The sequence below is a fragment of the Sphingomonas sp. Ant20 genome (genome assembly GCF_000783375.1).
GTDB classification, from domain to species: domain Bacteria; phylum Pseudomonadota; class Alphaproteobacteria; order Sphingomonadales; family Sphingomonadaceae; genus Sphingomonas; species Sphingomonas aerolata.
Window position 1 is genome coordinate 41179 of sequence record NZ_JRVI01000046.1, and the last position, 13608, is coordinate 54786.

Below are 13608 nucleotides of genomic sequence, written 5' to 3' on the forward strand. Positions count from 1 at the left end.
GGAGGACAACATGGCGCTTCAGAAACTGTCGCATGCACATCTTAGAGTTAAAGATTTGTCGGAATCAGTTCGATTTCACACGGAAGTACTGGGGCTTGAAGAAGTTGCCTGCGAGAATGGTGTCACATACCTGACTTGTGGCACAGACGGTACATATGATGTTGCGGTAAGTGAGGGCGGGACCGGTGTGATTAGCTTCGCCATTGCGGCTGATGACAATGAAGATCTAGTTAAATATAAGTCACGTGTTGAAGGCGCTGGTGTGAGCGTGCGTGTGATGACGGATCCGGCACCTGGTGTGGAAAGAGCCATTGAGTTTGACCTTCCACCCCAACGTCAGAAGATGCAGATAGCCGTCCTTCGATCATCCGAACGGCAACACTACTACAATCCTGCCGCCCGCAAAACAAACCATCTTAGCGGTCTGGCGCCACTTGATCTTGATCACATTACGCTACGGGTCGGACCTGATGCCAGTCAGACGTTGGACTTTCTAACGCGTCACTTGGATTTTATCGCAGCGGATATCGTCGAATTTCCTTCGGGCGATGGTCGCCTCGCAGCGTGGCTACATGTAGGCGACTTTCATCACGATGTGGCGATGTTCGCAGGCGCTCCCAGCGAGACTCTAGATCACCTTGCATGGACCATCCCAAACATGGAGTATATGAAGCTCATGCTCGATCAAGTTGCGAGAGGGGGAGTAATGACGGAGGCGGGTCCAGGTCGGCATGGTGTGGGGTCAAACCTGTACTCGTACTTTTTTACCCCAGACGGAAACCGTTACGAACTTTCTGGCGAGATGCGCGGTGTGTCGACCGCAAAGCAGGACCATTCATTCGCCGGGCCGATGATCCTGGTATCTTCAGTTCCTGGGGTGCGCAATTTCCAGAAAGTTTCAAGGTCGGATCCTAGCCCTATTACCGGCCGCGCCGTTCAGCTCTTGGGCCGAGAGGGAGGGCGCGGGACCTTTACGAGAATTATTGTCCGCGAAATCAATAGTTGGGATGATGTCGATGGAACGCGTGGTTATCGTAGGTGGTGGATTAGCTGCGGCATCGGCGGCCAAAACCCTGAGGGCGGAGGGTTTCGGCGGAGGTATAGCCATTTATTCCGAAGAGCGTCACCACATATACGACAGGCCACCGTTGTCGAAGGCAGTATTACAAGGTGCAGCTAGTGCCGAAAGCACATGTTTGCTCAGCGCTGAAATGGTTCGAGATCTCAGGATTGATCTTATGCTCGGTGAAAGGATCGTACAAATCGATCGTAGCCGCCAATCAGTGATCCTTAGCTCAGGAGAAGTGGCTCCGTACGATAGCCTTCTTATTGCTACTGGCAGCCGCCCTCGGAAGCTTTCGGCCCATTTCGTCAATAAGGCAAATGTTGTTTACTTACGAACTCTGGACGACGCGGACCGCTTACGTTCGCACATGGGGCCGGGCAAACACCTTTTATCTATTGGTGCTGGATGGATAGGACTAGAAGTAGCTGCAACAGCACGGAAGATGGGCATGAACACAAACGTAGTCGAGTTATCCGACCGACTATGCGGCCGCAGTCTGCCCCCCGACGTAGGAGAGGCATTGGCCAAAGTTCACCGCGACAACGGCACAGTATTGCATCTCAAGACGACGATCGATGAGGTATTTGGAGGTGAACGTGTCGAGAGTGTTAAGCTTTCGAGTGGGGACCTGATACCAGTTGATATAGTCGTTGTAGGTGTTGGTGCAATAGCGAACGATGATCTTGCCGAAGCAGCCGGTCTTGAGACTAACGCCGGTGTTCTAGTGGACGAACGGCTACGCACCTCCGATAACCTGATTTACGCCGCTGGTGACGTTGCCGCAATGCGCTCAAACGATGGCCTACCTAAGCGACAGGAGTCTTGGGCGAACGCCCAAGACCAAGGCGCTGCAGCGGCGCGTAGTATACTTGGCAATAATACGCCCTACGTTGCAAACACTTGGTTTTGGTCTGATCAGTATGACCTAAACGTCCAGATGATTGGCGATAATCAACCAGAGAACGGGGTCGTACTCCGGCGCTTGGGTGAGGGTAGAACATTCACGAGGCTGTCGGTCGCAGACGGTCGGATTGTTGGAGCAATATGTTTCGGCATGCCCCGCGAAATGGCAATCGTACGGCGCCTCATGGCGAAGGGCTACATCGTTAATAACGAGGCCTTGGTAATAGAGCCAGATCTTAGGAAGCTTCTCTAAGGGCAACACGGTTCTTAGATCTTCAACTTTTTATAAAGCGCCGATAAAGGTGCGTCTTCGTTGGGAGTGGATATGATGCTGAAACATTCGATCTATATCCTTGGATTTGCCCTATCGGCTGCCTTCACTCCTAGTGTTGCGCGGGCGCAGGACCTAGGTGGTCAAACCACCAACTCAAATTCGGCAACCGTAGACGATGGCGGCTGGTTCGTTCGGGGCGGGCCGGTCGGAATTTTCTTCAGTCCTGCTGCCGATCTTTCGGTCGGCGGGGCGCCTTTTCGAGGCGCTGACGTGACGGTGAACGACAATTACTCTGGCGATTTTGACCTTGGGTATCGTATCAATCGCTATATCTCAACTACCTTGACAATTGGTATCCCGCCGACGGCGAAAATCCGCGGCGCGGGAACATTGGCTGGAGCTAATCTGGGGAAGGTTACTTATGGTCCTGCTATCCTCGCCGCCCAGTTTAGAATACCGACGGGGAGCAGGCGATTTGAACCGTACATTGGAGGTGGGGTAAACTATACCGTTATCCTGAAGTCTAAAGGGCGTGACGTGGCGAACTTTGATGTGAGTAATGCGTGGGGTCCTGTTCTTCAGGGGGGGTGTCGAGAGTATGATAAGTGATAAATTGGGGATTTATGTCGACGTCCGGAAGATATGGCTAAAGGCCGATATCAGCGGCAATCTTGGGGTTGGCGGGCCTCCGGCGACAGGCAAGGCTACTTTGAGTCCTCTACTAGTAGGGGCTGGGGTGGTCTTCCGATTTTAGCGCTGAAGAATATTTTCGCATGATCGTTTATAGATCCTTCTACGATGCAATATGTTTGGCTACAGACGCACCCGTCCTGGCACGATGCCGTCGTCGCCAGCCTCGGCTGCGGTTCGTTCAGGTACTGCTCGACTCGGTCGGCCAGACGCTGGAGGCGTTCGGCACTGGGGCTGTATTTGTGAGCAGCCCACACCTTGTGGTCCGGATAGATAGCAGTGCGTTCGAGCCTCCGTCATCGCTGGGCCTAGGTGGAGCATAGCGGAACCGGAGGCTGGCAGTGGCGGGGTCGCGGCTGGCATGAACTCGTCGATCGGCGCATCGATCTGGTGCGCTGTCGGCAACTCGTCGCGCAAGACCGTATAGAGCGGATCGGCGCGCAGTTAGGCGTTGTGAGCCGCTGCCGGTTCCGTGGACACCAAGATAAGGTGTTTCTGGAACTGGTGGATGGAGATGCAACGACGGAAGTTCAGCCGCGAGTTCAAGCTCGAGGCGGTGAAGCTGGTACGGGAGCGGGGCGTGTCGGTTTCGCAGGCCGCTCGCGATCTGGACCTGCATGAGAACGTGCTACGCAAGTGGGTCCGCGAGCAGCAAGCTGATCCGGGATCGGCATTCCCCGGTCACGGCGTGATGAAGCCGGAGCAGCAGGAGATTGAGCGGCTGCGCCGCGAGTTGGCTAGGATGAAGGTCGAGCGCGACATCCTAAAAAAAGCGGCGGCCTACTTCGCCAGGGACTCGATATGAGGTTCGAGTTCGTCGCGAAGCACCGAGGGATCTGGCCGGTATCGTGGATCTGCGAGACGCTCGGTGTTTCGCGCAGCGGCTTTCACGCCTGGCTGGTTCGTGCGCCAAGTGCCCGCGCCCGTAGCGACGAGGAGTTCGGTGCCAGGGTCCGGGCCAGCTTCATCTCCAGCTATCGGACGTACGGTGCACGCCGCGTCTGGCACGACCTTCTGGCCGACGGCCTCTCATGTGGCTTGCATCGTGTCGAGCGGCTGATGCGTGTTCATGGCCTGAAGGCTCGACCCCGACGTCGTGGCTTGCCCAAGGACGATGGTCTGCGGTCGGTCATTGCCGACAACCTCCTAGACCGCCAGTTCACCGCCGAGGCGCCCAACCAGAGGTGGATCGCAGACTTCATCTATATCTGGACCGCTGAGGGATGGCTGTATGTCGCGTCGTGATCGACCTGTTCTCGCGCCGTGCGGTCGGCTGGTCGATGAGCGATACCATGACCGCCCCGCTCGTGACCGATGCGCTAATGATGGCGATCTGGCGACGCGGAAAGCCCGACGCCCTGCTGCACCACTCGGACCAGGGCAGCCATTATACGAGCGAGCAGTTCCAGCGGCTGATGGCCGACAATGGCGTCACCTGCTCGATGAGCCGGTCGGGCAACGTCTGGGACAATGCTGCAATGGAGAGCTTCTTCTCGTCGATGAAGACCGAACGGATCGGACGGAAGACGTATCGAACGCGCAATCACGCGAAGGCCGACGTGTTCAATTATATCGAGCGCTTCTACAACCCGACGCGCCGGCACTCAACGCTGGGCTATCTCAGCCCAATGGACTTCGAGCGGCAAGCGCATGTAGCCTAACTCGGTGTCCATAGGACCGGCAGCAGCTCATCGGCAACACACCCTTCAAACCCGCCTCTCCGCCTAAACACCTAAGCTGCGCGTCGGCTAAATGGATCTAGAGCCTTCCAGAGACCGGTTCAGCGTTTCACAATTGGCGCCTGGTACGCCCGCGCGACGGCCGCTATTGGCTCCAACCGAGCAAGATCCAAGCCAGTCTGAATGCCTCGTTCCTCGAAGCACCTCACCAACTTCTCCGTTGCAACATTGCCACTGGCGCCGGGTGCGTAAGGGCAACCACCAAGGCCGCCTATCGCCGCGTCGAATATCCGGACCCCTTCCTCGTAAGCAGCGCAGGCGTTCTCAAGGCCATGTCCGAAGGTATCGTGGGCATGCATCGCCCAAGCAGATGCTGCCGGAAAGGCGAGCATCGCCTCTTTGAACAACGCAGCCACTTGCAGCGGTTCTCCGCGCCCGGTCGTATCGCATAAACAAATCTCCGCGTCTGGCCAGGTCTCTAACGCACGATGGACAATTCTGAGGACGGATTCCACTGCAACAGTGCCTTCAAACGGGCAATGGAACGCGGTTGCAACGTTGAACCGCATGCGGGTGCCGTTCGGAGCGAGGGAGCGAAGATTCTGGAAGTCTAAAAGAGAGTCAGCGGGAGAACGAAGAACGTTCGCTCTGTTATGACTCTCAGATACCGACACGACATACGATAGAAATCGTGCACCGGCTAAGAGCGCATTGTGCCCATTCCTAGAGTTTGGAACGAGCACTTGTGTGATGAGGCCATCTATCTTGAGAGCACCGCAAAGCACCTCACGGGCGTCAGCTAGTTGCGGTATCGCGCGCGAGCTAACGAACGAGGTTGCCTCAATCCGTCGAATCCCTGCCAGAGAGAGATCACAGATGAAACCCAGCTTATTGGATGTCGGTATAAAGGGCCCTATGTTCTGAAAGCCATCCCGTGGACCTACTTCGACAATCTCAACTCTACTCATCAAGATTTCCTTACTGAGAATATGCGAACAAGACTTAAGAGCGTAGATTCTGCGACGTAGTCTTTGATAGCACAAGTTAGTAGCAATAACGGCTCACTTACAACGATGATGACGCACGCATGCTCCGGAATAGGTCTAAGCCCCGGTGCGTTCGGAATGAGCGAAAGGATCATGTCACGGTTTGATAGGAGTCCGGTTGAGACATCGGCGCAGCTCGTTAAATGCCGGAAGGGAATCGAGACTGGTGAATATGCGCCAAATTGTTGGCCAACGGCTTGTATCTAGACCAAACCGCTTATTGTTCAGCACTTGCGCATAAAGACAACAATCCGCTAATCCAGGTTGATCCAGGTGACAGTAGCGTCCAGTCTGACTATCGCGATTTAACATTTCCTCGAGAGCATTGAATGTCACTTCGACCCAATGCATGAACCATCTTTCCTGAGCCATCACGTCGGCACCAAATTGGGCCTTCAAGCGATTTAATACGCGCAGGTTGTTTAGAGGATGAATTTCACAGGCGATCATATAAGATAGCGCCCGGACCCTAGCCCGACCGCATGCGTCGTCAGGTAATAGACTTGGCCCAGGCTGTGTCTCGTCTAGCCATTCTATAATAGACAATGACTGTACGAGAAACTCGCCATTCTCGAGCTCAAGTACTGGCACAAGCCCAGCTGGATTCTTTGCCAGAAAGTTGGGCAATCTCGTCTCGCCGCTACTTAGCTTATACGAAACGTATTCGTAGGAGATGCCCTTAAGATTCAAGGCAGCACGCAACCTGATAGAGGTTGACGATCGGAAGAAATTATGAAGACGCATAGTCATCACCTATGACCTCGGTCGGCGAGGGCCGATTGTGGTGCTGATCGTGCCGAGCCCGTAAATCGATACATCGCACACATCGCCTATGTTCATCGGTCCTACCCCGGCAGGCGTTCCAGTCATGACGAGATCGCCTGCGCGGATCTCCACCGAGCGCGAGAGGATGGACACAATTTCGGGAACGGACCAAATCAGGTCAGCCAAGTCAGCACTTTGTTTCGTCACGCCATTCAAGGTCAGCTGGATTGCGCCTTTGACAGGATCGCCGACCGGCGCACCGACCTGTATTGGGCCGATCACTGCCGATTGATCGAACGCTTTGCCCCAATCCCACGGACGGCCTGCCGACCGAGCGGCGAGCTGTAAATCTCGCCGAGTGAGGTCATTGCCGATGGCGTAACCGAAGATATAGTCGTTCGCTTCGTCGACAGGTATGTCAACACCACGCTTACCAAGGGCGACGACTAGCTCCGCCTCGTAGTGAAAGTTCTCGGTCTCTGGCGGGTAATTAACTACTTGCCCGCTTTCGACAATCGCATCGCAGGGCTTTGTAAAGAAGAAGGGTGCTTCGCGATCAGGATCCTTGCCCATCTCTCGTGCGTGATCGGCATAATTTCGGCCGACGCAGAAAATGCGCCGGACCGGAAATCGTTCGGCACGACCGACGATGGGGAGGCTTACGAGTGGTGGGGGTGGAAAGCTGTAGTTCGTCAAGCCGATCGTCCCTTGCATATGAGTAGGTCCCGGGCTGCTACGCGAGCGATTCACGCGAGTGGCGGAGTAACAAGCAGGCACCCACCCAGCAGCAACGAAGCGATACATTTTTCCACTTCTGATGCAAAGCATGCTTTTGGTCTTGCCGGGAGGTAAATGGTCGGCTATTTGTGAAAGTCGGACATGCCCAAAGTGGCGGACGAGTCGAGTATAACCGACGTAGGAGAGGATCGCAGATGACCAACGCATCAGATGCCAGCGCTCTAGGTGCTGCACGCACATATACTGACGCCGACATTCTCGCCATGGTGGACGAAAAGGCCGGCAAGTATGACCCAAAGATTTATACCGACGAGTCCCTCTATCGCCTTGAGTTAGAGCGGATTTTCGCGCGTACCTGGGTTTGCATGGGTCACGAAACGCAGATTCCAAAATCCGGGGATTTCATGACCGCCTATATCGGGGAGGACCCTGTAGTCGTTGCCCGACAGAAGGATGGCGGAATCCGTGTTTTCCTAAATCAATGCCGCCATCGCGGCATGCGTATTTGCCGGGCCGACTCTGGTAACGCTAAAGCGTTCACATGCACCTACCATGGTTGGGCTTATAACCAGGGCGGTGACCTTGTAAGCGTGCCGATGGAGCAAGAGGCCTTTGGGGGATGCCTAAATAAAGCTGATTGGGGGCCAAAACAGGCGCGCGTCGAGACCTATAAAGGCCTTATTTTCGCTAACTGGGATTCAGATGCTCCTGCGCTGGACGAGTATCTAGGCGACGCCAAGTTTTACATGGATATCATGCTTGACCGATGCGAAGCTGGAACCGAAGCAATTCCTGGCATTCAGAAATGGGTTATCCCATGCAACTGGAAGTTTCCTGCCGAGCAGTTCGCATCAGATGCTTACCACGCCGGCACCACCTCACACCTGTCCGGCATTATGGCTGGCGTTCCGGAAGACGTGGATATCTCTCAAGTCGCCCCACCCACGGAAGGGTTGAACGTGCGAATGGCGAACGGCCATGGCTGCGGCTTATTTCTACGAAATCCCATGTTCTACATGACTATCTTGGGGCCGAAGGTCACACAATACCTCACGGCAGGACCCGCTTACGAGGAGGCAGTGCAAAGGCTCGGCCAAAACAGAGCCGACGTTAATCTTTGCCACTGCAATGTCTTTCCGAATTTGTCTTTTCTTGCGGGTATTAACTCCGTTCGCATGTGGCAGCCTCGCGGCCCGAACGAGATTGAAGTCTGGACATTCACGCTCGTCGATAAGTCGGCTCCCGGCGAGATTAAGGACGAGTGGCGCCGTCATACATCGCGTACATTTTCGGCCGGTGGCGTATTCGAACAGGACGACGGCGAAAACTGGTGTGATATCCAACAGGTCCTCCACGGTCACGTTGCTCAGCAGCAGTCATTCAACATTGAGATGGCTACGCACACTATCTCGAATGAGAACAAGGAGGGTTTCCCCGGCGATTCCTTCGGCTACACTTATGCGGAAGAAGCTGCTCGAGGGCTTTATACCTTCTGGACCAAGATTATGACCTCCCCGGACTGGCCGACTGTTCAACGATCGGAGCCCTTATTGTTAGCGGCGGAATAAGGGCCTTTCTTTAGGTGGTTTTAGGAATATCAGGAGGCTGCTGCTCCGCCAGCAGCTTGTTGTGGGTTATTGGAGTTCGATATGCTCGACGAGAAGTTGCTAGAGAAGTTTGAAACCAAGCCCAAGCTGGTAGCCCTAGAGCTTCAGCATGAGGTAGAGCAGTTTTTATACTGGGAATCCAAACTCCTCACTGACCGACGTTATCAGGATTGGTTCAGCTTGCTTTCCAGTGACATTCACTACTGGATGCCGATACGGTCGACGAAGATCATGCGCGAAGTCGCACAGGAATACACCGACGAGCAGGGTTTTGCCCACTTCGATGATAATTGGCACACGATGAAAGGGCGAATCCGAAAAATCATCTCTGACGTCGGCTGGTCCGAAAATCCAGCGTCGCGTCTCCGGTATATCGTTAGCAATGTCATGGTAGCGCCCGAAAGCGACACGTCACTGTATGTGAATTCCGCTATGATCGTCTACCGCACGAGGCAGGAGAGGCAGCTTGATATCTTCGCGTGCGAGCGGCGTGATTTAATCCGTAGGGTTGACACCGAAGCAGGTTTCGAACTTGCGCGTAGGCGTATCGTTATAGATCAGAGTACAATCCTTTCTAATAATCTCAGCTTCTTTTTCTAGCAAAGGCTTATTAATGTCGTGGATTACGGCGTTCCCGGACGATGACCTTGCCGAGGGGGAAATGAAGACCTTTGACGGGGGACCGCAGCCGATCTTGATTTGCCGTGTCGGCGGTCAAATCTACGCGGTCCAAGATACTTGCACTCACGATACATGGTCGCTTGCAGATGGTTTCCTAGACGGTGACGTCGTTGAATGCAGCCTCCACTTTGCTAAGTTTTGTGTAAAGACTGGCAAGGTAAAAGCCCTACCAGCCTGCGTAGCACTCAAGACATTCCCGGCGAAGAGTGATGCTGGGTTTATTCTTGTAGATTGTTAAAATAATATAATTGTTTGGAGGGATCGGATGCGTCTGAAAGATCAAGTCGTCCTCGTAACTGGCGGAGGGTCGGGTCTTGGCTTTGCGATCGTAAAGCGTTTTTGTCGAGGAAGGCGCGCGAGTTGCGGTGTTCGACCGATCTTCTGAGCGGGTGGAAAATGTAGTCCGCATTTTTGGAGAGAGCGTGGTTGGCATTGCCGGTGACGTTAGTAAGGTCGAAGACAATACTAATGCGGTTACGGAGTGTATAAACGCCTTTGGAAAGCTAGACACCTTTATAGGCAATGCTGGGATCTGGGACTATTCCCAGCCTATGGTAGCGACAACCGATAGCGCTTTAGGTCAAGCGTTCGATGAAATGTTTGAGATTAATGTCAAGGGCTACATCCTCGGCGCGAAGGCGGCGTTGAAGGAACTTTATAAGACGAACGGGCAAATTATTTTCACTGCTTCGAACTCTTCTTTCTATCCAGGTGGTGGCGGTGTTCTGTACACCGCAGCTAAACATGCGGTCGTTGGCCTAGTGAAACAGATGGCGCATGAATTTGCGCCACATGTACGGGTCAACGCCATTGCACCTGGAGGGATCGGGGGAAGCAATCTCGCGGGCGTTGGCGCGCTGTCTCAGCAGAACGCGAAGTTTGCCGACTTACCTTTAGACGAGATGATGAAGCAGATGCTTCCTCTCGAGCGCGCCTTTAAGGCCGACGAGTATGCCGGGGCATATGTTTTGCTCGCAGATCGTCGGGATAACCAAGCAGCCACAGGGGGAGTGATCAACTTGGACGGTGGTATTGGCGTGCGGGGGTTCGGCTCGCCCAACCTTGGTTCCACGCTCGTTGATGCATTCGGAGTCAAATGACGTTCGGCTAGAAAAGAGACTTTTGGTAAGTCGAACGGTTCAATGTCCAACACAGATCATTACCGGCGGTGGAACCCGCTTCCTTTATCCTTAGTGGTCCTCAAGCTTCAGATCGGATGAGTGATGGAAACGCTGCTTTTTATCGACAACGAACCAAAAACGCGCCTCAGAAGGTGCGACGTTTGAACGTCTTTCTCCTGTGAATGGCGAAATCGTAACAATCGGGGCGGCAGCCAACCCACAGGATGCGGTCGCGGCAATCGATTCAGCGCAAAGGTGCTTTTCGTCATGGTCGCAGAGCGGCCCAGGAGAGCGGCGTGCGCTTTTGTCGAAAGCGGCCGATGAGCTGGAAAAATCGCTCGACGAGTTCGTGAGCGCGATGAAGAGCGAGATCGGCGCAGGCGAGTTGTGGGCACGTTTCAATGTAGCGCTTGCTGCAAATGTCTTCCGCGAGGCAGCCGCGATGACCACGCAGATCCAGGGCAGCACAATTCCCTCCGACAAACCGGGAACTCTGTCTCTGACGGTACGGCAGCCGGTAGGAGTAGTTCTCTCAATTGTGCCTTGGAACGGTCCCGTAGTGCTGGCCGCCCGCGCTATCGCCTACCCCTTGATGTGCGGCAACACAGTTGTATTTCGCGCTTCGGAAACTTCTCCAAAGACCCACGCATTAGTCGCGGAAGCCGTTTATGCGGCCGGTTTCCCGGCAGGGGCGCTCAATTTCGTGACAAACGATCCAAGAGACGCTCCTGAGGTGATCGAGGCAATGATAGCGCACCCAGCCGTTAGGCGCGTCAACTTCACTGGGTCAACCCATGTGGGGCGGATCATTGCTGAAAGCTGCGGCAGGCATCTTAAGCCTAGCTTGATGGAGCTTGGCGATAAGTCGCCTATCGTAGTCCTCGACGACGCCGATATCAATTCCGCGGTTAACGCTACTGTCTTTGGCGCTTTTCTTTATCAGGGACAGATTTGCATGACGACCGAGCGAGTGATCGTCGATGCGAAGATTGCCGATCGCTTCGTTGAAAGATTGGTTGAACAAGTGGCCCACCTAACGGTCGGCGATCCTCGGTCGCAAGCAGAATGCGCGCTGGGTCCGGTTATCGGAAAAGGCGCCGTCGACAGGCTGAATATGTTACTCGACGATGCCGTGTCGAACGGTGCACTCGTCAGTATTGGGGGCCGCGCGGATAACGCGCTAATGGCGCCTACTGTCCTTGACCACGTTCATCCTGGAATGCGGATTTATTCGGAAGAAGCGTTTGGTCCCATTCTTCAAGTGATACGCGTTCAAACTGCGGACGAAGCTGTAGCGGTGGCGAATGACACGGAGTACGGACTCTCCGCGGCTGTATTTGGCACCGATATCACCCGCGCTTTAGGCGTGGCCATGCAGCTTCAAACCGGATCTGTTCACGTTAATGGGTCTACCGTAGCGAATGATGCTCAGGCGCCATACGGCGGAACCAAAGCAAGCGGATGGGGGAAGTTTGATAGCAAGTCAGTTATCGATGAGTTTACGGAGTTGAAGTGGGTAACGATTGAACAGCCTTCGCAGCAGTACCCTTTGTAGGAAGGTATTGCGCCCCAACCGCGATGACCTCGTTCCAAAGAAGTCCGCCCCCCCCCCAAAGGTAGAAGTCAGGCAAGTAACACTGTTCTGGGGTGGGGGCGCTCAGTTGCTCCTATGCGTTGTCGGTCTTTACCATCTGCAGCAGCTCGTAGCTTTGTCCTGGTAGCTACCGAAAGAGAACATGGAGTCGCTAATGAGCGAGATAAAGACAAAGTCCTTCGGCATACTGTCTGGCCTTCGCGTGCTCGAGATTGGGCATTATGTAGCTGCTCCGTTTTGTACTCGGCTGCTTGGTGACCTAGGCGCCGACGTGATAAAGGTCGAGCCTCGCACCGGTGATCCCATTCGCCAGTGGGGCGAGAACATCGGTGGTCATTCCCTATGGTGGTCGATGCATGGGCGAAATAAGCGCAGCATTACCCTCGACCTAAAGGCTTCTAAGGCCAGAGATGTTGTCCTTCGCCTCGTTAAAGAATGCGATGTTGTTGTGGAGAACTTCCGGCCAGGTCAACTAGCCCGCTTAGGGCTTGGACCGGACGTGCTTCGCGCCATTCAGCCAAGGTTGATCGTTGCTCATATATCTGGTTACGGACAGACCGGTCCTGATCGAGATCGTGCAGCATTCGGATTGATCGGTGAGGCCGTTGGGGGCTTGCGCTATCTAACCAATCACCTTCCAGGAGAAACTGATCTGCCGCCCGTCAGAGTCGGCGTAAGCATTGGTGACTCGATCGCTGGGCTATATGCAGCCTTTGGGATCATGAGCGCCCTTTGGCAACGGGACAGAGTAAATGGTGACAACGCCGCGCATACTGTCGACGTTGCGCTCAGCGAAGGCGTTCTTAGTATGATGGAGGGTATGCTTCCCGAATATGGGGCCTTGGGTAAGATTAAGCAGCCAACAGGCGGTGGAATAGCAACGGCGGCCCCGACGAACGCTTATCCTACACAGGACGGTCTGTGGGTATTGATCGGAGCCAACTCCGATCCCCTATTTGCGAAGCTTGCTAACCTCATGGGACGTCTCGATTTAGTGGAGTCGCCCAAATATGTCGGAAACCGAGCCAGAGTAGCGAACGCAACCGCCTTGGACAAGATCATAAGCACGTGGACCAGTCGATACGACGGGGCAGATCTTATCACGATGCTCGACGAGTGCGATATTCCCAATTCAAAGGCGTTCACTGCGGCCGATTGTGCAACGGACCGGCAGTTTAGGGCCCGTGGTATGGTGTTGGAGGTCAATGACCATAATTTTGTCGCTCCAGTACTTCATGCGGGAGTTGTGCCTCACTTTAAAGAGAGCCCAGGATCAATTAGATGGCCAGGGCCTGAAATCGGTGAGCACACTGACGAAGTACTAAGATCACTAGCGGGACTCAGCACCGATGAGATTGACGCTCTACGCATTGAAGGTGTCGTTTAGTGACTTGATTGACCGTTGCGAGGCATCAGCGATCGGTTTGTTCTGGAAGGCCTGTCA

At 54.4% G+C, this 13608-nt stretch carries 12 protein-coding genes and 1 pseudogene; 10 read left to right on the top strand and 3 right to left on the bottom strand.

The features are described 5' to 3' along the window. Window positions 1-10: 10 nt before the first annotated feature. The 4 genes and pseudogenes from NI18_RS26665 to NI18_RS07975 all read left to right on the top strand — a co-directional run bounded on the left by NI18_RS26665 (window position 11) and on the right by NI18_RS07975 (window position 4594). Window positions 11-1180: a VOC family protein gene (locus NI18_RS26665; protein WP_306286283.1), complete on the top strand. Its 1170-nt coding sequence runs from the start codon at window positions 11-13 to the stop codon at window positions 1178-1180. After that, window positions 1074-2222, top strand: a complete 1149-nt coding sequence (locus tag NI18_RS07965) for an FAD-dependent oxidoreductase (RefSeq protein WP_306286302.1) — start codon at window positions 1074-1076, stop codon at window positions 2220-2222. The genes NI18_RS26665 and NI18_RS07965 overlap by 107 nt, the downstream gene beginning before the upstream one ends. A gap of 75 nt (window positions 2223-2297) precedes the next feature. Continuing rightward, window positions 2298-2852 (top strand): OmpW family outer membrane protein, encoded by a 555-nt coding sequence (locus NI18_RS22210; RefSeq protein WP_198526962.1) that lies wholly within the window; start codon window positions 2298-2300, stop codon window positions 2850-2852. A gap of 595 nt (window positions 2853-3447) precedes the next feature. Then, window positions 3448-4594: pseudogene (locus NI18_RS07975) on the top strand (IS3 family transposase). 119 nt (window positions 4595-4713) lie between these two features. On the opposite strand, the gene NI18_RS07980 reads toward NI18_RS07975, so the two are convergent. The 3 genes from NI18_RS07980 to NI18_RS07985 form a co-directional block, all read right to left on the bottom strand. After that, window positions 4714-5580 carry a hydroxymethylglutaryl-CoA lyase gene (locus tag NI18_RS07980; RefSeq protein ID WP_037529244.1) on the bottom strand — a complete coding sequence of 289 codons (867 nt, stop codon included), beginning with the start codon at window positions 5578-5580 and terminating at the stop codon, window positions 4714-4716. A gap of 174 nt (window positions 5581-5754) precedes the next feature. After that, complete coding sequence (gene maiA, locus NI18_RS23145; protein WP_128082129.1) at window positions 5755-6408, bottom strand: maleylacetoacetate isomerase; 654 nt, start codon at window positions 6406-6408, stop codon at window positions 5755-5757. Between the two features lie 3 nt (window positions 6409-6411). Continuing rightward, entirely contained in the window at window positions 6412-7137 is a 726-nt protein-coding gene (locus NI18_RS07985; RefSeq protein ID WP_037529247.1) for a fumarylacetoacetate hydrolase family protein, read from the bottom strand. Between the two features lie 218 nt (window positions 7138-7355). Between NI18_RS07985 and NI18_RS07990 the strand changes: the two genes are divergently transcribed. The 6 genes from NI18_RS07990 (at window position 7356) to NI18_RS23155 (ending at window position 13551) form a co-directional block, all read left to right on the top strand. After that, window positions 7356-8729 carry an aromatic ring-hydroxylating dioxygenase subunit alpha gene (locus tag NI18_RS07990; protein ID WP_037529249.1) on the top strand — a complete coding sequence of 458 codons (1374 nt, stop codon included), beginning with the start codon at window positions 7356-7358 and terminating at the stop codon, window positions 8727-8729. Between the two features lie 81 nt (window positions 8730-8810). Next, window positions 8811-9368: a 3-phenylpropionate/cinnamic acid dioxygenase subunit beta gene (locus NI18_RS07995; protein ID WP_037529251.1), complete on the top strand. Its 558-nt coding sequence runs from the start codon at window positions 8811-8813 to the stop codon at window positions 9366-9368. A 13-nt stretch (window positions 9369-9381) separates the two neighbouring features. Continuing rightward, window positions 9382-9687: a non-heme iron oxygenase ferredoxin subunit gene (locus NI18_RS23150; protein WP_084215095.1), complete on the top strand. Its 306-nt coding sequence runs from the start codon at window positions 9382-9384 to the stop codon at window positions 9685-9687. A gap of 127 nt (window positions 9688-9814) precedes the next feature. Beyond that, the gene (locus NI18_RS08000; RefSeq protein ID WP_306286284.1) at window positions 9815-10549 is read left to right on the top strand and encodes an SDR family NAD(P)-dependent oxidoreductase; all 735 of its coding nucleotides are present in this window, start codon (window positions 9815-9817) and stop codon (window positions 10547-10549) included. Window positions 10550-10748: 199 nt separating this feature from the next. After that, a complete protein-coding gene (locus NI18_RS08005; RefSeq protein WP_084215096.1) occupies window positions 10749-12125 on the top strand; it encodes an aldehyde dehydrogenase in 1377 nt (458 codons plus the stop codon). 193 nt (window positions 12126-12318) lie between these two features. Next, window positions 12319-13551, top strand: a complete 1233-nt coding sequence (locus tag NI18_RS23155; protein ID WP_306286285.1) for a CoA transferase — start codon at window positions 12319-12321, stop codon at window positions 13549-13551. Window positions 13552-13608: the final 57 nt, after the last annotated feature.